Genomic DNA, 20,029 nt, shown 5'->3' on the forward strand with positions numbered 1-20,029 from the left:
TTTTCCGCACCCATACCGATGACCGACGCACCGCATTCTTCTCCGTCCTCCGAACCGCTCGAACTGGGCGGCGAGCTCTGGCTGCGCGCGGGCGAGCAGACGCTCGGCGGCGCCACGCGCATCGCGCTGCTCGCGGCGATCGGCGACACCGGTTCGATCACGCACGCGGCGAAGGCCGTCGGCCTGAGCTACAAGGCTGCCTGGGATGCGGTCGACACGATGAACAACCTCGCCGGCGAACCGCTCGTTGCGCGTTCGACGGGCGGCAAGGGCGGCGGCGGCACGACGCTGACGCCGCGCGCGACGTCGCTGATCGCCGCATTCCGCATGATCGAGCGCGAGCATCGCCGTTTCATCGAGGCCGCGAGCGCGGCCGTTGCCGGGTTCGACGTCGACTGGGCGCTGATCGGCCGGATCGGGATGAAGACGAGCGCGCGCAACCAGTTGTTCGGCAAGGTCGCGTCGATCGTACGCGGTACGGTCAACGACGAGGTGACGCTCACGCTGCCTGGCGGGCAGCCGATCGTCGCCGTGCTGACGCACGAAAGTGCCGATGCGCTCGGCCTGCAGGCCGGTGCGGACGCTTGCGCGCTGGTGAAGGCGTCGTGGGTCGTGCTGGCGGTCGACGAGGGCGGGCCCGAGTTGAAGGTGTCCGCGCGGAACCAGTTGCGCGGCGTCGTCGAATCCGTCGCGGCGGGCGCGGTGAACAGTGAGGTGACGCTGGCGCTCGACGGCGGCGGGACCTTTACGGCCGTCGTCACCAACGACAGCGTCGATGCGCTGCGGCTCGACGCCGGCCAGCGGGCGATCGCGCTGTTCAAGGCATCGAGCGTGGTTCTTGCGGTGACGGGTTGACGGGCTGACGGGTTGACGACGCGCACGGGCGCGCTTCGGCGATCGCGCACGGGACGGTGCGAAGCCGGCGCCGCATGGTGGTCGCGCGACACCGGCTTCGTTGCCGTTTTCAGCTTGTGCCGCGATGCGCGGCTTCTCTCAGGCTCCGGCGTGACTTGCCACGACGACCACGACCACGGCCTCGCGCGCTCACGCGACGCGCGTCGGCCACTCGGCGTGCGGCGATGTCGCCTGCACGCGTCCTTCGCTCAGCTGCACGACCTGGTCGCCGAACGCGGCGACGTCGTCGGGATCGTGCGAGATCAGCACCATCGGGATATCGAGCCGCGCCTGCAGTTCGGCGAGCTCATGACGCATGCGCTGGCGCATCGCGCCGTCGAGTGCCGCGAACGGTTCGTCGAGCAGCAGGATCCGCGGCTGGGCGACCAGCGCGCGCGCGAGCGCGACACGTTGCTTCTGCCCGCCCGACAGTTGCGACGGATACTGCCCGGCGAGCGCTTCGAGATCGAACGCGCGCAGCCAGTACGCAACTTCGGGCGGCACCGTTTTCGCGCGCGGGTTGCGCAGCCCCGACGTGAGCCCGAACGCGATGTTCTGCCGCACGTTCAGGTGCGGAAACAGCGCGTAGTCCTGAAACAGGTACGCGACGCGGCGTTCGCGGGTCGGCACGTCGATGCGGCGCGCGGCGTCGAACAGCGGCTCGCCGTTCAGCGTGATCGTCCCTTCGTCGGGGGAGAGCAGCCCGGCGATCGCCTGCAGCGTCATGCTCTTGCCGGCGCCGGACGGCCCGAACAGCACGACGCGCTGTGCCGTTGCCGCGAACGACATGTCGAGCGTGAAGCGGCGCTCGGCGTTCGCGTAGGTCTTGCGGATGTCGACGACGAGGCTCATGCGGGCCTCCGTCGAGGCAACCCGGCCGCCGGACGATACGAATGAGACAGGCGCTTCATGTCAGTTGACTCCGCCCGGCGCGCGACGGCACGAGCCAGCCGGTTGCGAGCAGCACGAGCACGCAGGTGATCGACGTGATCAGCACGAGGAAGTTGGCCGTGTTGTCGTCGCCGGCCTGCACGGCCGCGTAGATCGCGACCGACAGCGTCTGCGTGCGGCCGGGCAGGTTGCCCGCGATCATCAGCGTCGCGCCGAACTCGCCGAGCGCGCGCGCGAACGCGAGCAGCGCACCCGCGAGGATGCCGCGCGTGGCGAGCGGCAGCGTCACGCGGAAGAACACTGCGACTTCGCCGAGCCCGAGCGTGCGCGCGGCGCGTTCGAGGTGCGGATCGACGCCTTCGAACGCGGCCCGCGCTGATTTGAGGATCAGCGGAAACGCGACGACCATCGACGCGATCACCGCGCCCTGCCACGTGAAGACGAGCTCGATGCCGAGCCTGTCGAGCCAGGCGCCGAACACGCCGCGCCGGCCGAGCAGCACGAGCAGGTAATAGCCGAGTACCGTCGGCGGCAGTACGAGCGGCAGCGTCAGCAGCGAATCGACGACGTCGCGCAGCGGCGAGCGCCAGCGCGCGAGCACGAACGCGGCGGCGACGCCGAGCACGATGTCGAGCGCGGTCGCCCAGCCGGCAACCTTCAGCGACAACAGCAGCGGTACCCAGACGTCTTGCATCGCGATGCGCTCACTTGCCCGCGGGCTTGAAGCCGAACGTCGACAGCACGGCTTGGCCCTGCGGCGACGCGACGAAGTCGATGAACGACTGCGCCTGCGCGGCGTGGCGGCTGTCCTTGACCACGGCGATCGGATAGGTGATGGCCGTCTTCGTCGGCACCGTCAGCGCGACCTTCACGCGGCCCGGCATGATCGCGGCGTCGGTGCCGAACACGAAGCCCGCGTCGACTTCGCCGCGCGTGACGTAGTCGAGGCTCTGGCGCACGTTGGCGGCCAGCACGCCCTTTGCACTGACGGCGTCCCACACGCCGGCCGCGCGCAGTGCGCCTTCCGTGTAGCGGCCGACCGGCACCGAGGCCGGGTCGCCGTACGCGATCCGCTTCACGCCGGGCGCCGTCAGGTCGTTCAGCGACGTCGGGGCGGCCGCGTGGCTGTCCGCCGGCACGATCAGCACGAGCGAGTTCGCGGCGAAATCGCGGCGCGTACCGGGCGCGATCACCTTTTCGTCGGCCGCGCGATCCATCGCCTTCTGGTCGGCCGAGGCGAACACGTCGGCCGGCGCGCCCTTGGCGATCTGCTGCATCAGCACGTCCGACGCGCCGAAGTTGAACAGCACCTTGGTGTCCGGATGCTGCTTCTCGTACGCGTCGCCGACGGCCTTGAACGCGTTCGTCAGGCTGGCGGCGGCCGATACGACCAGTTCGTCGGCGGCGGAAGCGGGCGCGCTGAACACGACGCCGGCGGCAAGCGTGGCGATCGGCAGCAGGCGGAGCAGGGTGCGGCGAAGCGGACGGACGGGTGAGCGCATGGTGGATTCGTTTTTAATGGGTGGAAAACGTAATCGTAATATAGGGCGGGTTATAACGCTCGACATACCGTTCATGCGACGGCGCGCATGAAATGGTCAGACCTGAAGAAAGGCGGGCGTGAGGGCCGCGCGGCCCGTCACGTGCGGAGCGTGTGCAGCGACGATTCGGTGCGCTGCAGCGACGACGGCTGCGATGCGGGGTGGTAGTTCGGATTGGCCTTCCAGCGCGCGCGGACGAACGGGCGCTCGTGTCCCGACAGTTGCAGCGCGACCTTGGTGACCCAGCGATGCGACGGCACCGTGATGCCGTGCAGCGCGACGGTGACGAGCGCGAGGCTCGCGACGACCGCGGGCACCGACCAGCGGTGCGGCACCGCACGCCACGAGCCGGCGATGAACGCGAGCGCGGCGATCGCGCCGACGATGCAGCCGGTGATCGATTCGGACGGCGAATGCGCGTCGAGCGCGACGCGCGACACGCCGACCGCGATGCCGGCCGCGAGCCCGAGCGCGATGCCGGCGATCCGCACCGGCGTGCGCATGCGGATCAGCATCAGGAATATCGCGACCGGATAGACCGACGTCGACAGCATCGCGTGGCCGCTGAACCCCGTGAAATCCCACGCGCGGATGCCGATGCCCCAGCCGAGGAACGCGATCTTCGTGAGCGCGACCACGCCGATCGCGGCGGCAAGCACGCCCAGCCACGCGAGCGCGCGCTGCCACGAGTAGCCGAGCGCAAGCCAGACGGCGATCGTGATCGCGAGCGGCAAAGTCAGGCCGGCGCCGCCGAAGGCGGTGATCATGATCCACAGGTGAGACGACAGGTCGAACATCGGGAAGGGACGAACGGAGGCGGGAGGATGCTTAAATCAACGCGCGAGCCGGGAAGAACGACTACAACGGATACAAGCGGCTAAACCCCAGTATAGCGCCGCAGGTGTACGAGGCCCGTTTTTTGCGTCGCCGGGAACTATCCGCGCGCAGGAAAAATCCCAGAAACAATGTTATGGTGCATTGCACAAAGTCGAACGATGCATCCGTTGTGGCGCCCACATGGCGCCCCCATTTTTCCTGATTGCGAGCCCGATCGATGACCAAAAGTCTGACCAAGGTGTGGCTGGGCGGCGTGAAACGCATGCTGTCTCCGGCTGCCAAACGCGCGGCGCGCGATGCGCAGCGCATCACCCGCGACGCACTCGAGGCCGCCGCGTCTCCTGCTGCAGTCGATCTGTCCCCGCCGCGCGAATCCCGCGTGCGCCCGCGCGCGGCTGCGTGGGCGGCGGGCGAGTGGACGCGCGGCGAGCATCCGATGGCGCCCGCGCTCGGGCGTCTCGTCCAGAATCTCGCATACGGCCTCTACGTGCCGCCCGGACGCCGGCGCGGCGCGATGCCGCTCGTCGTGATGCTGCATGGCTGCCAGCAATCCGTCGACGAATTCGTGCAGGGCACGCGGATGAACCTGCTGGCCGACAAGCACGGCTTCGCGGTGCTGTATCCGGAGCAGTCGCTGCGCGCGCACGCGCACGGCTGCTGGCACTGGTATGAAGACACCGACCGCGCGGGCCGCGGCGAGGCTAACGCGGTGGCGTCGCTGGTCGATGCGCTCGTCGACGAACACGGCTTCGACGCGTCGCGCGTCTACGTCGCGGGGCTGTCGGCCGGTGCGGGCCTTGCGGCGCTTCTTGCGCTGCACCATCCCGACCGTTTCGCGGCGGTGGCGCTGCACTCGGGGCCCGCGCTCGGCGAGGCGAATTCCGGTATCGCCGCGATGGACGTGATGCGGCGCGGCGTGCGGCAGAATCCGGCCGCGGCCGTGGATGCGCTGGTCGATGCCGGCGCCTATCCGGGCATGCCCGCGCTGATCGTCCAGGGCGACGGCGACCACGTCGTCGCGCCGAAGAACGCCGACCAGCTGACGGTGCAGTTCATGCGCCTGAACGGGCTGGCCGACAGCCGCGGCGCGTTGCGCGGCGGCGAACGGGTCGAGACGCGCGAGGCGGGCGCACAGATCACCGATGTCTGCCGCGACGGCGAACCGGTCGTGCGGCTCTGCCATGTGAAAGGGCTCGATCATGCGTGGTCCGGCGGCGATGAGGCCGTGCCGTTTCATGCGGCCGTCGGTCCCGATGCGAGCGCGATGATCTGGGACTTTTTCGAAGCACGTCGCCGCACTGTGGCGACCGAACGACGCATCGTCTGATCGACGCTGGCCAAAGACTAGGGTTTTCCCTATAATTCGGGAAAACCCTAGTCAAAGAACCTTTGGATTGCGAGATCGACCATGTACCTGCTGAGCCACCTCTTCCTGATGTTGACCAAGAACGCTGAAAAGGCCGCGAAAGAGCGCGCCGAGGCGTACCTGTCCGAAGCGACCGACATCTACGATCTCGAATTCCGTATGCGCAAGATCGATCGCGAAGCGGCGATGAGCCGTCCGTATTCGTTCGGCTCGCGCTAAGCAGTACAGGGCGGGCCTGGCGGCCCGCCGTTGCGACGAATCACGCAAAAGGGCGCGTGCGGCTTCATGCCGCACGCGCCCTTTTTGCATGTGTCGTCCCGCGTCGGGTCAGATGACCATCAGGCGCACCGGCACGTTGTTGCGCGTGGCGTTCGAATACGGGCACACGTGGTGCGCCTTTTCGACCAGCGCTTGCGCGTCCGCCTTGTCGAGCCCCGGCAGCGACACGCGCAGCTCGACGTCCAGCCCGAAACCGCCTGCGTCGTTCGGGCCGATGCCCACTTCCGCCGTGACCTGCGTATCGGCCGGCAGCGCCTGCTTGTTCTGGCCGGCGACGAATTTCATCGCGCTCAGGAAACAGGCCGAGTAACCCGCGGCAAACAGTTGCTCCGGATTCGTGCCTTCCGCGCCCGTGCCGCCGAGTTCGCGCGGCGCGGCCAGCTTCACTTCCAGCTTGTTGTCGGCGGATACTGCGCGGCCGTCGCGGCCGCCCGTGCTCGTAGCGCTGGTCTTGTACAGAATGTTCATCGTGCAGCTCCTGTCGGGAAAAGGGGAGAAAAGCGGCCGGGTCGAACGGGATGTCGCTGGCCACGGATAAAATATAGAACACAAATCATTAGTGTGCAAATGAAATTTTAAAGAAAAACCCGGCAGTGCCGGGCCGGTTGTTCACGCTGGTCTCGTCAGCGTTCGTTGGCGGCCGACAGCGTGTCGCGCAACTGCTGGAGATCGGCGCGCAGCCGGATCAGGAACTCGGGTGTTTGCTGCATCGCGCAAAAGAGATCGGCGGGCACCGAGCGCGCGCGCTCCTTCAGCGTACGGCCTTCAGGCGTCACGCGCACGTTCACGACCCGCTCGTCGGCTGCGCTGCGCACGCGTTCGACATAACCGAGCGCTTCCAGCCGCTTGAGCAGCGGCGTGACCGTGGCCGGGTCGAGGTCGAGCCGCGCGGCGATGTCCTTCACTGCGATGTCGTCGCGCTCCCACAGCACGAGCATGGCGAGATATTGAGGATAGGTCAGCGACAGCTTGTCGAGCAGCGGCTTGTACGCTTTCGTCATCGCGTGCGAAGTCGAGTAGAGCGCGAAGCACAGTTGCTCGTCGAGCGTCTGGGGCAGCGGGGGCAGGCGGTCCATGATTCGGAGGGCGCGACGGACGCGCTAACAATTTGTACGCAAATTATTTTGCGCGCAAAAGATCAGGTTGAACAGGGGCGGCGGGGGGCGGGAAACGGGGGACGATCGAGAGGGGCGCCGGGATACAATCCGGCGCGGGGAGCAGCGTGACGGCCGGCGATGCGCGCCGGCCGTGGCAGGTTCAGCGGCCCGACGTGGTCGTCGTCGCGCCCGGCTCCTGCACGCCGAAGCAACCGCGATAGGTCGCGTAGAACGAGCAGTACAGCATCGTCACGATGAGGATCGTCACCGGCATCATGATCGTCAGCGCATAGGCGCCGGCGCCGAGCGCCTGCAGCAGCAGCGACAGCGCGAGCGACGTGCCGAGCGCAACGCTGAACCACAGCACGCCGTACACGACGAACGCGCCGCGATTGCGCCAGCAGCTGACGACGCTGAAGAACAGCGCCTTGGCGGGCGGGACGTCATGCCACGCGACGAGCACCGGCGCGAACCAGAACAGCATCGCGACCGGCAGATAGAGCAGCGTCGCGAAGAACAGCGCGCCGAGCGTGCCTTGCGCGGCGAGCGCTTCCGGCGTCGTGCTCGCTTCGTCGGCCGCGCCCATCATCACGTGGAACAGCGCGCCGCCGTCCACGAAGGACGAAGCGGCGAACACGAGCACCATCGATGCGACGTAGATCACGCCGAGCACGAGCAGCCGCTGGGTCGCAATGGTGCCGTACGAGCGGAACCCGTCGATCAGGATCGTCGGCATCACGGGCTTGCCGGCCACCGTGTCGCGACACGCGGCCATGAAGCCGACCGCGATGCCGGGAATGAACACCAGCGGCAGCGCCGAGCCGACTATGGGCACCATCGACACCAGCGTGATCGCCAGCAGGTAGGTGAAGAACAGCGTGATGAACGCGAGCGGGTTCCGGCGGAACAGCCAGATGCCTTGACGGAACCAGACATAGCCCGTTTTGGCGGGCACTTCGATCAGTTGCATGCGGTTTGGATCTCGGGAAGCGCGGGCGTGTGGGCGATACGCTCGCGCAGGATGCGTTCGAAATGACCGGGGTCGTGCGGCTTGAGCATCTCGGCCGCGCGCGGCAGGTGGAAGTCGTATAGGCGCGACACCCAGAAGCGGTACGCGCCCGCGCGCAGCATGTCGCTCCAGTGGCGGCGTTCCTCGGCCGTGAACGGCCGCACGGTCTGGTAGGCGCGCAGCAGCGCATCGGCGCGCGCGACGTCGAGCACGCCGGTGGCAAGGTCGACGCACCAGTCGTTGACGGTCACCGCGACGTCGAACAGCCACTTGTCGCAGCCGGCGAAATAGAAATCGAAGAACCCGCCGAGCCGCACGTCGTGGCCGGTGCCGGGCGCCGCGTGCGCGAACAGCACGTTGTCGCGGAACAGGTCGCAATGGCATGGGCCGGCCGGCAGCGCCGCGTAGTCGTCCGACGCGAAGAAGCTCGCCTGGTGCGCGAGCTCGCCTTCGAGCAGCGCGCGTTGCGCGTCGGAGATGAACGGCAGGATCGCCGGGACGTTCTCCTGCCACCACGGCAGGCTGCGCAGGTTCGGCTGGTTGCGCGGATAGTCGCGCCCCGCGAGGTGCATGCGCGCGAGCATCTGCCCGACCTCGATGCAGTGTTCGACCCCCGGCGCGAGTTCGGCCGCGCCGTCGAGCTTCGTGACGATCGCGGCCGGCTTGCCGTGCAGCTCGCCGAACAGCGCGCCGTCGTCACGCGGGATCGGGTCCGGCACCGGCACGCCGTGGCCGGCCAGATGGCGCATCAGGTCGAGGTAGAAGGGCAGCTGTTGCGCCGTCAGCTTTTCGAAGATCGTGAGGACGTACTCGCCGCGCGTCGTCGTCAGGAAGAAATTGCTGTTTTCGATACCGGACGGAATGCCGCGGAACGCAAGCACGTCGCCCAGTTCGTAGTGGCGCATCCATTGCGCGAGATCGGAGTCGGAAACAGCAGTGAAAACGGCCATGCGGGATGCGTCTGGTCAGGTTGTCGGCACGCGTGCGGCGTGCATCGCGACAGCGGGTGAAGGGGGGCGGCGCGGCGCGATCGACGCGCCGCGCCAGGAAATCAGTAGCGCAGGTTCAGCGACGGCAGGCGCGTGATCGGGATGCCCGCGTCGTGCGGCTTCGGCGAGGTATCGGGTGTCGAGCTCATCTGGTAGCGCGTGCCGAAGTTCGACTTCACGTCGATTTCGACCGGCTTGCCGCGGTCGCGGTATTCGGTGACCTCGGTGCCGTTCTTGCTCTTTTCATGGAAGCTCGGCGTGCGGCGGATGTCGTCGAAGTCGACTTTCGACGAGACTTCGGCGCCCGGCCGGTTGATTTTACGGAGATCGGGCAGGCCGGCGGCTTCGTTGGCCTCGGCCCGGGCCTGCGCGTCGGCGTCAGGCGTGGCGCCGGCGGCGTAAGCGACGCTGGCGGCGGCAAACGCGGCAGCAGCGACGACGAGAATGAGCGGCTTCATGATGAGTCTCCAGTGAACCTACGGATTTTAGCAAATACTGCGCACCATCCGGCCCTCGCGTGCGGACGGGCGGCCACGAGGGTGACCGGGTTCCGTGGTAATGTCGTCGGATCAGACGAGGTGATGAAAATGAAGAACGATTTGAGCCGCCGGCACCGTGTGCTGACGCCCGAAAGCCCGTCGATCGAGGCTTTCGACGATCCGATCGCCGCCGTCGCGCGGCTGTCCGCCATTTACGACACGAATACGGGCTTCCTGCGCGACGCATTCGCGCGCTATCGCCGCCACGAACCGATCACCGAGCACGTACGCGCGTGCTATCCGTTCGTGCGGATCCGTACCGACGTCAACACGCACGTCGATTCGCGCCGCTCGTACGGTTTCGTCGCGGGTCCCGGCGTGTTCGAGACGACGGTCACGCGTCCCGATCTCTTCGCGAACTACTATCGCGAGCAACTGCGCCTGCTGTCGAAGAACCACCATGTGAAGATCGAGATCGGCGTGTCGTCGCAGCCGATTCCGATCCATTTCGCGTTTCCCGAAGGCATCCATCTCGAGGGCGAGCTCGATCGCGACCGCCTGCTCGCGATGCGCGACATCTTCGACACGCCCGACCTGTCGTATCTCGACGACCGCATCGTCAACGGCACGTTCGAGCCGGCGCCGGGCGAGCCGCATCCGCTCGCGCTGTTCACGGCCGCGCGCGTCGACTTTTCGCTGCACCGGCTGCGTCACTACACCGCGACGTCGCCCACGCATTTCCAGAACTACGTGCTCTACACGAACTACCAGTTCTACATCGACGAGTTCGTGAAGCTCGGCCGCACGATGATGATGGAGAGCGACGATCCCGAGGTGCGGGCGTACCGCAGCCAGTACAGTTCGTTCGTCGAGCCGGGCGATGTCGTCACGTACAACGCGAATCTCGGCAGCGAGCCGGTCGAGGGTGCCGCGCCGCCGCGCCTGCCGCAGATGCCCGCGTATCACCTGAAGCGCGCGGACGGCAGCGGGATCACGATGGTCAACATCGGCGTCGGTCCGTCGAACGCGAAGACGATCACCGATCACATCGCGGTGCTGCGCCCGCATGCATGGGTGATGCTCGGTCACTGCGCGGGGCTGCGCAACACGCAGCGCCTCGGCGACTACGTGCTCGCGCACGGTTACGTGCGCGAGGATCACGTGCTCGACGCCGATTTGCCGCTGTGGGTGCCAATTCCGGCGCTCGCCGAAGTGCAGCTCGCGCTCGAGCGCGCGGTGGCCGACGTCACGCGGCTCGAAGGCGTCGAACTGAAGCGCGTGATGCGCACGGGCACGGTCGCGAGCGTCGACAACCGCAACTGGGAGCTGCGCGATCACCGCGAGCCCGTGCAACGGCTGTCGCAGAGCCGCGCGATCGCGCTCGACATGGAAAGCGCGACGATCGCCGCGAACGGCTTCCGCTTCCGCGTGCCGTACGGCACGCTGCTGTGCGTATCGGACAAGCCGCTGCACGGAGAGCTGAAGCTGCCGGGCATGGCCGACACGTTCTATCGCGGGCAGGTCGATCAGCATTTGCAGATCGGCGTGAAGGCGATGGAGATCCTGCGCACGAACGGGCTCGACAAGCTGCACAGCCGCAAGCTGCGCAGTTTCGCGGAAGTGGCGTTCCAGTGAAACGCCTTATCCGGTAAGGATGGGGCGGGGCAGGCTCCGATGCGGAGTGCGCGGCTCAATGCCACGAACGCGTGTTTCCGGTTCGAAGCTGCGAACGAGGCGGTTGCGCGGACGCGAGCGATCGAGCAGTTCGGCGTATCGCCCGGTGCGGTGACCTCCGTCCCGTCTGCCGTGGCTACACCATCGAATGAATAGCGGTAACGTCGGATCCCGGGCCTGGCGAAGACTGATGACGTCAGTTTGATGCCGGGCTCGGAGCCCGACCGGTTTCGGCATGCTCGACACGATAGTCGCAGCCAGGAATAACCATGACGGGCGGGGTTGCAATGTCACTGTACGCGAGTCGGACGTGTCGGTACGGCACGATGCTGTTTAACTCGAACGACGAGTTCGTCGGCCGCAGCCTGCTGCTATACGGCGAATGGTCCGAGCCGGAGTCTGCCTTGTTTGCGCAGATGATTCGGGAGGGCGATACGGTCGTCGAGGCGGGGGCGAACATCGGTTCGCATACCGTCATGTTGTCGAAGGCAGTCGGCGATAGTGGCACCGTCTTCGCGTTCGAGCCGCAGCGGCATACTTTTCAGTTGTTGAGCGCGAATCTCGCGTTGAACGAGCGGTTGAACGTGCGCGCCTCGCAGTATGCAGTTGGCGATGCGGACGAGACTGTCGAGTTTCCGGTCGTCGATCCGCGGTTACCGAACAATTTCGGCGGCTCGTCATTGCTGATGCGTGCTTCCGTGACGGAGCCCGTATTGCTGCGAGCCATCGATTCGCTTCGGCTGCCGAGGCTCGATTTCCTGAAGGCAGATGTGGAAGGGTTCGAAGCGCAAGTTATTCGTGGGGCTCAGGAAACGATTCGAGTACACCGGCCGATTGTCTATCTCGAATACATGAACCACTACACCGGTGATAGCTCGAAGTCGTTTCTCGAATTTTTTGCGTCCCTCGGCTATCGCGTCTGGTATTTCATCACCCCGTTGTTCAATCGCCTCAACTTCCGCGGCAACCCGGAAAACGTGTTCGAGGGAATGTGGTCGTTCGACTTGATTTGTGTCCCGGGCGAGCGCGGCGAGATGCAAGGGCTGCTCGAGGTCAGTCCGGACAACGCAGGTGTCTGTCATGATCCGGACGCATGGCGTCGCGTTCGCTTCGTTCCGGCGTAAGCGGCGCACAAAAAGGCAGGGCGATGGAAGCGGTCCCGGCGCGCGTCATGCGCCGAGACCGCGAACTGGCGCGCGACTTTCTACCTCCCGCCGCGCGCATGTTGCGACGAAACAGCGTTAGCGGTCGGCCACGGCGGCCGGTTCGCGCGACGCGTTCCGATCCGTCTCCCGAATCGAATCGCGCATCGCATCGACGATTCGGCTCGCATCCGCGCGCCGCTTGATCGCCAGACGCTGTTCGCCGAGCGTGCGCAGCGCCGCTCCGCCGAAATACTCCATGATGTCCGGCAGACGGCGCACGACGCCACGGCTGCCCCAGCAACCGTCGTCGATTTCCGATGGAAAGACCCACACGCGCGTCGCGACGGCGTCGACCGGCACGCCTTCCGCACGTGCGACGGCGGCGGTCACGTCGGCGATCAGTCCGGCGCGTGCGGCGTCCGTGTACTGTCCTTCCGGGACGGTCGGCACGATCCGGTAGATCGGTGCTGGCGCAACGGCGCCGGCGCGATACACGGCGGCCGGCCGATGAACGAAGATCCATGTCACGTCCCGCACACGTGGATTGTCGGGATCGAGTCCCTCGTGGCGGATCAGCGTGTCGGTCAGCGCGTTCATCAATTGCGCTTCGGCAGGCGGGGCGAGCGCCCCTTCGGGGATATAGACGTCGATCATCGGCATGATGGTGTCCTGGTTCGGTGGAGACGGCGTCGCGCCGGTTCCGGGCGACGTGAATCCAGTGTATGAACCGCACCTCGATGCGCGAAGTGGCGAAACTGCCATTCAGCGATGCCATCCCCGACATCACGCCGATATCGGCATCGCGCGGCTAGCGCGTGAAGCGACGGCGATATTCGCCGGGAGAGATGCCGGTCTCGCGCTTGAACAGTTGCCTGAAACCGCTGATATCCGCATAGCCGACGCGCTCGCATACCGCGTCGATCGCGAGCTTCGTTTCCGCGAGCAGTCGCTTGGCGACTTCGATCCTGAGCGTTTGCAGATATCTGAGCGGCGGTGCACCCACCGCGTCCCTGAAGCGGCGATGGAGCGTGCGTTCGCTCATTGCGACGTGTTCGCTCAACCGGGCGAGGCTGAACGGTTCGCGCAGGTGCTTTTCCATCCAGCGTTGTGCGCGCGCAATGGCGGGATCGTCGTGCCCGTCATGGCCCATCCGGTCGAGGTCGATGAACGAATCCTGCGACACGCGATGTATGTCGATCAGCATGAGCCTGGCGACGGACGCGGCAAGCCGCGCGTTGGCCAGCTTGTCGACGACCCGCAGCGCAAGATTCTGGTACGACGTGACGGCGCCGCCGCACAATATGCCGTCCTGTTCGGTCAGTACGTCCGACGCGCGCAGCGCCACGTCCGGATAGCGCGCCCGGAAGCTCGATGCTTTCGACCAGTGCGTCGTGGCGACGCGGCCGTCGAGCAGCCCGGCTTCCGCGAGCAGGAATGCGCCGGTGCAGTATGTTGCGATCAGCGTGCCGCGCGCGTGTTGCCGGCGCAGCGCGTCGAGCAGCGGCGCGAGCGATGCGGGGCGGTCGAGCAGCCGGTCGAGATCCGAGACGAACGGGCCTGTCAGCCAGATCGCGTCGGCTGTGCTGCCGCCGTCGATCGCGCCATCGACCGGAATGACCTGGCCGGAGGCCGTGCGTACGGGGCGTCCGCCGATCGATTCGACGCGCCAGCGAAAGGGGGCGGCTGTGCGCCCCTGCGGCAGCGTCGGCGCAAGACGGTTGGCCGCCGTGAGGATGTCGGTCGGCGCGGCGATGCCGGACGCAAGGGCATGTTCGACGGCCCAGATTCGGATGAGCGGCATGAGTGGCGGGATTGGCCTCGTATGAGGGCAATGCTACCACTCGGTGTCATGCCGGCTGGCCGGTCGTTTGCGACATCGACGAACCACGATAAAAAGCCGCCCGGCGCCGAAGCGCGCGGGCGGCCTTGCGTGCTGAGTGGCGGTGCGGTATCGCTCAGCACTCACCCTTTTTCGCGTGTCCCGGCGGGCAGTGGTAGCCGCGACGATCGTCATGGCGGTAATGACGCTGGTGATCTTCCCACTCACGGCGTTCCCAGTAGCGGCGGCCGTCCCAGTAGCGGTCGCCATGCCAGCCGACGATGACCGCGGGCGCAGGGGCGACCACGACGGGCGCGGGCGCGACGATGACCGGTGCGGGCGTGCCGATGTTGACGTCGACGTTGACGGCATGAGCGAGGCCGGACAGCGAAAGGCCGAGGCCGGCGAAGGCGAGGGCGATCAGCGAGCGTTGCATGTTCTTTTCCGTGATGTCGTTGTGAAGAGGCCGGCGCGACGCGATGGAAGCGAGGGGGACCGTTCCACCGGGGGGAACGCCACGCCGACACATGCAGTGTGCGATCGCGCGACGGAAAAGGCGAGGTGTGTTTGTTACGGCGGATTGGCGGGCGGCGAGCCTTTGAGGCGGGCGTCGGGCCGCGCCATTTGACAATGGCTGGCTGCGCGCTTGGGCGGTCATGCCGCATCGCGCGGCGCCGGCTTCACGGATTTGACATTCGACGGCGTGTGGCCGCGTAGCGGGATTAACGGCGCGTTACAAAGTGACGCGCGGCAGCTGGCGGGTTCGCCATGCCTGCCGCGCGGGTAGCGGTATGCCGGCCGTCGGGCCGGCAATTGCCGCGGGCGGGTTACAGATAGAACATCCGGTCTTCTTCGGGGCGCGGCGGATGGCCGTCATCGTCCGAGCCTTCTTCCTCGCCGCTATCCTCGTAGAACGCGAGTACCGCGTCGAGTACCTGGTCGGGATCGTCGATCACCTGCATCAGATCCATGTCGTCCGGATTGATGAGGCCCATCGGGATCAACTGGTCGCGGAACCATTGCAGCAGCCCCTTCCAGAACTCGCTGCCGACGAGAATGATCGGCACGAGGCGCGACTTTTTCGTCTGGATCAGCGTGAGCACTTCGGACAGTTCGTCGAGCGTGCCGAAGCCGCCCGGCATCACGATGACCGCATCCGAATTCTTCACGAACGTGACCTTGCGCGTGAAGAAGTGGCGGAAGCGCAGCGAGATGTCCTGGTAGTGGTTGCCGGCCTGCTCGTGCGGTAGCTCGATGTTCAGGCCGACCGACGGCGCCTTGCCGGCGTGCGCGCCCTTGTTCGCGGCTTCCATGATGCCGGGGCCGCCGCCGGAGATCACGGCGAAGCCTGCATCGGAAAGCTTGCGCGCGATCTGCACGGCGAGCTTGTAGTGCGGCGTATCGGGTTTGAGGCGGGCAGAACCGTAGATGCTGACAGCCGGGCGGATCTCCGACAGGTACTCGGTCGCCTCGATAAACTCTGCCATAATCGTGAACATCTGCCACGATGCGCGCGCCTTCTTGGCCGTCGCACGTTCTTGATCTGCGAGCGAACGCAGACTCGGAATCACTTTTCTCTTGTTCATAATGCCTGAAGAACGAAATCTGGAAGGTAAGACCCTGCTATTGGTTGACGGTTCGAGCTATCTGTATCGGGCTTACCATGCGATGCCTGATTTGCGTGGCCCTGGCGGGGAGCCGACCGGAGCGCTCTACGGAATCATCAACATGCTGCGCCGTATGCGCAAGGAAGTCAGTGCAGAGTATAGCGCTTGCGTGTTCGATGCAAAGGGCAAGACGTTCCGCGACGACCTTTATGCCGACTATAAGGCAAACCGCCCATCGATGCCGCCCGATCTTGCATTGCAGGTCGAGCCGATCCACGGCGCGGTGCGCGCGCTGGGCTGGCCGCTGCTGATGGTCGAAGGCGTCGAGGCCGACGACGTGATCGGCACGCTCGCGCGCGAAGCCGAACGGCACGGGATGAACGTGATCGTGTCGACCGGTGACAAGGATCTCGCCCAGCTCGTGACCGACCGCATCACGCTCGTCAACACGATGACCAACGAGACGCTCGACCGCGACGGCGTGATCGCGAAGTTCGGCGTGCCGCCCGAGCGGATCATCGACTACCTGGCATTGATCGGCGACACCGTCGACAACGTGCCGGGCGTCGAGAAGTGCGGGCCGAAGACGGCCGTCAAATGGCTGTCGCAATACGACAGCCTCGATGGCGTGATCGAACACGCGGCCGAGATCAAGGGCGTGGTCGGCGACAACCTGCGCCGCGCGCTCGATTTCCTGCCGCTCGGCCGCACGCTCGTGACCGTCGAGACGGCCTGCGATCTCGCGCCGCATCTCGAATCGATCGAAGCGTCGCTGAAGAGCGACGGCGAAGCGCGCGATCTGATGCGCGACATCTTCGCGCGTTACGGCTTCAAGACGTGGCTGCGCGAAGTCGACAGTGCACCCGCGGAAGGCGGCGGCGCCGACGCGCCGGAGGGCGAGCCGGCGCCGGTGGTGGCGGCCGACATCGTCCGCGAATACGACACGATCCAGACCTGGGAGCAGTTCGACGCGTGGTTCGCGAAGATCGACGCGGCGAAGCTGACCGCGTTCGACACCGAGACGACCGCGCTCGACCCGATGCTCGCGCGGCTCGTCGGCCTGTCGTTCTCGGTCGAGCCGGGCAAGGCGGCCTATCTGCCGGTCGCGCACCGCGGCCCCGACATGCCCGAGCAACTGCCGATCGACGAAGTGCTCGCGCGCCTCAAGCCTTGGCTCGAATCGGCCGATCGCAAGAAGGTCGGCCAGCACCTGAAGTACGACGCGCAGGTGCTCGCGAATTACGACATCGCGCTGAACGGCATCGAGCACGACACGCTGCTCGAATCGTACGTGGTCGAATCGCACCGCACGCATGACATGGACAGCCTCGCGCTGCGTCATCTGGGCGTCAAGACGATCAAGTATGAAGACGTCGCCGGCAAGGGTGCGAAGCAGATCGGTTTCGACGAAGTGGCGCTCACGCAGGCCGCCGAATACGCGGCCGAGGATGCCGACATCACGCTGCAGCTTCATCACGCGCTGTATCCGCAGGTCGCGCGCGAGCCGGGCCTCGAGCGCGTGTATCGCGAGATCGAGATGCCGGTGTCGCTCGTGCTGCGCAAGATGGAGCGCACGGGCGTGCTGATCGACGACGCGCGCCTGCAGGCGCAGAGCACGGAAATCGCGACGCGTCTGATCGAGCTCGAGGCGCAGGCCTACGAACTCGCCGGCGGCGAATTCAATCTCGGCTCGCCGAAGCAGATCGGGCAGATCTTCTTCGAGAAACTGCAGTTGCCGGTGGTGAAGAAAACGCCGAGCGGTGCGCCGTCGACCGATGAAGAGGTGCTGCAGAAGCTCGCCGAAGATTACCCGCTGCCGAAGCTTCTGCTCGAGCATCGTGGGCTGTCGAAGCTGAAGTCGACCTATACCGACAAGCTGCCGCGCATGGTGAACCCCACGACGGGCCGCGTGCACACGAACTATGCGCAGGCCGTCGCGGTCACCGGCCGCCTCGCGTCGAACGATCCGAATCTTCAGAACATTCCGGTGCGCACGGCCGAAGGTCGGCGGATCCGCGAGGCGTTCATCGCGTCGCCGGGCCACCGGATCGTATCGGCCGATTATTCGCAGATCGAACTGCGGATCATGGCGCACATCTCGGGCGACGCGTCGCTGCTGCGCGCGTTCTCGCAGGGCGAGGACATCCACCGCGCGACGGCCGCCGAGGTGTTCGGCGTGACGCCGCTGGAGGTCAATTCCGACCAGCGCCGGATCGCGAAGGTGATCAACTTCGGGCTCATCTACGGGATGAGCGCGTTCGGGCTCGCGTCGAACCTCGGCATCACGCGCGATGCGGCGAAGCTCTATATCGACCGTTATTTCGCCCGCTATCCGGGCGTCGCGCAGTACATGGAAGACACGCGCGCGGTCGCGAAGGAGAAGGGCTACGTCGAAACCGTTTTCGGCCGCCGCCTGTGGCTGCCGGAGATCAACGGCGGCAACGGTCCGCGCCGCCAGGCGGCCGAGCGTGCGGCAATCAATGCGCCGATGCAGGGCACGGCCGCCGACCTGATCAAGCTGTCGATGATCGCGGTGGACGACTGGCTCACGCGCGACCGGCTCGCGTCGCGGATGATCATGCAGGTGCACGATGAACTGGTGCTCGAGGTGCCCGACGGCGAACTGTCGCTCGTGCGCGAAAAGTTGCCGGAAATGATGTGCGGCGTCGCGAAGCTGAAGGTGCCGCTCGTCGCCGAAGTGGGTGCCGGTGCGAACTGGGAAGAGGCACACTGACGCACCGCTGCGCGGTTCCCGATTCCTGCGGCATATTGTTGCAGGGATGCTGAATATCGAGATGGTTTGCTTGTGGTCAACGCGCAAGCTCCCGGACAATGCATGTCGGTCATGTCATTGACGAGGGGCGGCGCGCCCCGCGTTCCGGGGCGGGCGCATCGAAGTGCTTCGAACTGCACATCGATGATGTCCGAACCGGTTAATCCACCGGGTGGTGCGAATGCATCGCGTTCGCGGCGTCCGGCGGCAGCAGTTTCGAATCGCAAAGGGGGAATCAGATGCATCGGATCATCATCGTAGGCGGAGGCGCGGGCGGCCTGGAACTGGCGACGCGGCTCGGCGACCGTTACGGCGCGCGCGGTAATCGTCCCGCGCGTGCGCTTGTCACGCTCGTCGACCGCAATCCGACGCACATCTGGAAACCGCTGCTGCACGAGGTTGCGGCCGGCAGCATGGACCCGTTCACGCAGGAGCTCGAATATGCGGCGCAGGCGCGTTGGCATGGCTTCGAGTTCCAGCAGGGCGAACTGACCGGGCTCGACCGCGCGGCGAAGCGCGTCACGCTGTCGCCGCTCAACGACAGCGACGGCGAGGAACTGCTGCCGGAGCGCGAGCTGGAATACGACACGCTCGTGATCGCGATCGGCAGCACGACGCACTTCTTCGGCGTGCAGGGCGCGCCGGAAAATGCGATTGCGCTCGATACGGTCGGCGAGGCCGAGCGCTTCCGCAAGCGGCTGATCGCCGCGTGCATGCGCGCGGAGCACCAGGCGCCGGCGCAGCCCGTGCCGGACGAAGCGGCCGAGCCGCGCATCCAGGTCGTGATCGTCGGCGGCGGCGCGACGGGTGTCGAGTTGTCCGCGGAACTGCGCAACACCGCGCAAGTGCTGTCCGTGTACGGGCTGCACAAGCTCGACCCGCGCCACGATGTCGGCATCGTGCTGATCGAGTCGGGGCCGCGGATTCTGCCGGCGCTGCAGGAGCGCGTGTCGGCGGCGACGGCCGAACTGCTCGAAAAGCTCGGCGTGCGGCTGATGCTCGGCGAGCGCGTGACCGAAGTCGCGCCGGGGCTCGTGCATACCGCGAGCGGCAAGGCGGTGCGCGCGGACCTGACGGTCTGGGCGGCCGGCATCAAGGCGCCGGCCGTGCTCTCGCATCTCGACGGCCTTCAGGTCAACAAGCTCGGCCAGCTCGACGTGCGCCGCACGCTGCAGACCTTCACCGACGACAACGTGTTCGCGCTCGGCGATTGCGCGGCATGCGTGTGGCCCGGCAACGAACGCAACGTGCCGCCGCGCGCGCAGGCCGCGCACCAGCAGGCGAGTTTCCTGCTGAAGGCGATCGGTTGCCGGCTCGAAGGGCGTCCGCTGCCCGAGTTCACGTATCGCGATTTCGGTTCGCTCGTGTCGCTCGGCCACTTCAGCGCGGTCGGCAACCTGATGGGCGGGCTGATCGGCGGCAACATGCTGATCGAAGGGCTGTTCGCGCGCTTCATGTACATGTCGCTGTACCGGCTGCACATCGCGGCGCTGCATGGCTATCCGCGGATGATGCTCGACACGGTCGCGCACTGGCTGCGGCGCACGACGCTGCCGCGCGTCAAGCTGCACTGACCTGATTGCGTGTTCGCGCGGGGAGCGGGCGGGGAGTGCGCGTGTCGTGCGGGCT

General features: G+C 66.5%; 20 protein-coding genes. 7 read left to right on the forward strand and 13 right to left on the reverse strand.

Features of this window, described 5'->3' with window-relative positions:
• The first annotated feature begins 18 nt into the window (after positions 1–18).
• Positions 19–855 carry a TOBE domain-containing protein gene (locus tag BBJ41_RS32135; protein WP_069750165.1) on the forward strand — a complete coding sequence of 279 codons (837 nt, stop codon included), beginning with the start codon at positions 19–21 and terminating at the stop codon, positions 853–855.
• Between the two features lie 189 nt (positions 856–1,044).
• Here BBJ41_RS32135 and BBJ41_RS32140 read toward each other — a convergent pair whose 3' ends face one another.
• The 4 genes from BBJ41_RS32140 to BBJ41_RS32155 form a co-directional block, all read right to left on the reverse strand.
• On the reverse strand, positions 1,045–1,746 hold the full coding sequence (locus tag BBJ41_RS32140) for a sulfate/molybdate ABC transporter ATP-binding protein (RefSeq protein ID WP_069750166.1): 702 nt from the start codon (positions 1,744–1,746) through the stop codon (positions 1,045–1,047).
• A 55-nt stretch (positions 1,747–1,801) separates the two neighbouring features.
• Positions 1,802–2,479 carry a molybdate ABC transporter permease subunit gene (gene modB, locus BBJ41_RS32145; protein ID WP_069750167.1) on the reverse strand — a complete coding sequence of 226 codons (678 nt, stop codon included), beginning with the start codon at positions 2,477–2,479 and terminating at the stop codon, positions 1,802–1,804.
• A gap of 10 nt (positions 2,480–2,489) precedes the next feature.
• A complete protein-coding gene (modA, locus tag BBJ41_RS32150) occupies positions 2,490–3,287 on the reverse strand; it encodes a molybdate ABC transporter substrate-binding protein (RefSeq protein WP_069750168.1) in 798 nt (265 codons plus the stop codon).
• 137 nt (positions 3,288–3,424) lie between these two features.
• The gene (locus tag BBJ41_RS32155) at positions 3,425–4,123 is read right to left on the reverse strand and encodes a phosphatase PAP2 family protein (RefSeq protein WP_069750169.1); all 699 of its coding nucleotides are present in this window, start codon (positions 4,121–4,123) and stop codon (positions 3,425–3,427) included.
• Positions 4,124–4,380: 257 nt separating this feature from the next.
• Between BBJ41_RS32155 and BBJ41_RS32160 the strand changes: the two genes are divergently transcribed.
• The gene (locus BBJ41_RS32160) at positions 4,381–5,490 is read left to right on the forward strand and encodes an extracellular catalytic domain type 1 short-chain-length polyhydroxyalkanoate depolymerase (protein WP_069750170.1); all 1,110 of its coding nucleotides are present in this window, start codon (positions 4,381–4,383) and stop codon (positions 5,488–5,490) included.
• A gap of 81 nt (positions 5,491–5,571) precedes the next feature.
• Positions 5,572–5,748, forward strand: a complete 177-nt coding sequence (locus tag BBJ41_RS32165; RefSeq protein WP_069750171.1) for a DUF3563 family protein — start codon at positions 5,572–5,574, stop codon at positions 5,746–5,748.
• Between the two features lie 108 nt (positions 5,749–5,856).
• Here BBJ41_RS32165 and BBJ41_RS32170 read toward each other — a convergent pair whose 3' ends face one another.
• From BBJ41_RS32170 to BBJ41_RS32190, 5 genes are all read right to left on the reverse strand, one after another.
• Complete coding sequence (locus tag BBJ41_RS32170) at positions 5,857–6,276, reverse strand: organic hydroperoxide resistance protein (protein ID WP_069750172.1); 420 nt, start codon at positions 6,274–6,276, stop codon at positions 5,857–5,859.
• Positions 6,277–6,431: 155 nt separating this feature from the next.
• On the reverse strand, positions 6,432–6,884 hold the full coding sequence (locus BBJ41_RS32175) for a MarR family winged helix-turn-helix transcriptional regulator (RefSeq protein WP_069750173.1): 453 nt from the start codon (positions 6,882–6,884) through the stop codon (positions 6,432–6,434).
• A gap of 181 nt (positions 6,885–7,065) precedes the next feature.
• Positions 7,066–7,875, reverse strand: a complete 810-nt coding sequence (locus BBJ41_RS32180; RefSeq protein ID WP_069750174.1) for a BPSS1780 family membrane protein — start codon at positions 7,873–7,875, stop codon at positions 7,066–7,068.
• Positions 7,866–8,864 (reverse strand): homoserine kinase, encoded by a 999-nt coding sequence (locus tag BBJ41_RS32185; protein WP_069750175.1) that lies wholly within the window; start codon positions 8,862–8,864, stop codon positions 7,866–7,868. Before BBJ41_RS32185 ends, BBJ41_RS32180 begins: the two co-directional genes overlap by 10 nt.
• 101 nt (positions 8,865–8,965) lie before the next feature.
• Positions 8,966–9,361: a hypothetical protein gene (locus BBJ41_RS32190; RefSeq protein ID WP_069750176.1), complete on the reverse strand. Its 396-nt coding sequence runs from the start codon at positions 9,359–9,361 to the stop codon at positions 8,966–8,968.
• Between the two features lie 129 nt (positions 9,362–9,490).
• Here BBJ41_RS32190 and BBJ41_RS32195 point away from each other — a divergent pair, with 129 nt between their 5' ends.
• Both BBJ41_RS32195 and BBJ41_RS32200 read left to right on the forward strand, forming a co-directional pair.
• Positions 9,491–11,017 carry an AMP nucleosidase gene (locus tag BBJ41_RS32195; RefSeq protein WP_069750477.1) on the forward strand — a complete coding sequence of 509 codons (1,527 nt, stop codon included), beginning with the start codon at positions 9,491–9,493 and terminating at the stop codon, positions 11,015–11,017.
• A 365-nt stretch (positions 11,018–11,382) separates the two neighbouring features.
• The gene (locus tag BBJ41_RS32200; RefSeq protein ID WP_236872095.1) at positions 11,383–12,180 is read left to right on the forward strand and encodes an FkbM family methyltransferase; all 798 of its coding nucleotides are present in this window, start codon (positions 11,383–11,385) and stop codon (positions 12,178–12,180) included.
• A 117-nt stretch (positions 12,181–12,297) separates the two neighbouring features.
• On the opposite strand, the gene BBJ41_RS32205 is transcribed toward BBJ41_RS32200, so the two are convergent.
• From BBJ41_RS32205 to BBJ41_RS32220, 4 genes are all read right to left on the reverse strand, one after another.
• Entirely contained in the window at positions 12,298–12,861 is a 564-nt protein-coding gene (locus BBJ41_RS32205) for a tautomerase family protein (RefSeq protein WP_069750178.1), read from the reverse strand.
• A 148-nt stretch (positions 12,862–13,009) separates the two neighbouring features.
• Positions 13,010–14,002, reverse strand: coding sequence for a GlxA family transcriptional regulator (locus BBJ41_RS32210; RefSeq protein WP_069750179.1), 993 nt, complete (start codon positions 14,000–14,002; stop codon positions 13,010–13,012).
• A 154-nt stretch (positions 14,003–14,156) separates the two neighbouring features.
• Complete coding sequence (locus BBJ41_RS32215; protein ID WP_069750180.1) at positions 14,157–14,456, reverse strand: hypothetical protein; 300 nt, start codon at positions 14,454–14,456, stop codon at positions 14,157–14,159.
• Positions 14,457–14,847: 391 nt separating this feature from the next.
• Positions 14,848–15,606 carry an LOG family protein gene (locus tag BBJ41_RS32220; protein WP_034185732.1) on the reverse strand — a complete coding sequence of 253 codons (759 nt, stop codon included), beginning with the start codon at positions 15,604–15,606 and terminating at the stop codon, positions 14,848–14,850.
• 1 nt (position 15,607) lies between these two features.
• Between BBJ41_RS32220 and polA the strand changes: the two genes are divergently transcribed.
• Together polA and BBJ41_RS32230 are read left to right on the forward strand one after the other, a co-directional pair.
• Positions 15,608–18,361, forward strand: a complete 2,754-nt coding sequence (gene polA / locus BBJ41_RS32225) for a DNA polymerase I (RefSeq protein WP_069750181.1) — start codon at positions 15,608–15,610, stop codon at positions 18,359–18,361.
• A gap of 278 nt (positions 18,362–18,639) precedes the next feature.
• On the forward strand, positions 18,640–19,974 hold the full coding sequence (locus BBJ41_RS32230; protein ID WP_069750182.1) for an NAD(P)/FAD-dependent oxidoreductase: 1,335 nt from the start codon (positions 18,640–18,642) through the stop codon (positions 19,972–19,974).
• The last annotated feature ends 55 nt before the right edge of the window (positions 19,975–20,029 follow it).

It is taken from the genome of Burkholderia stabilis (genome assembly GCF_001742165.1).
Taxonomy (GTDB): Bacteria; Pseudomonadota; Gammaproteobacteria; order Burkholderiales; family Burkholderiaceae; genus Burkholderia; species Burkholderia stabilis.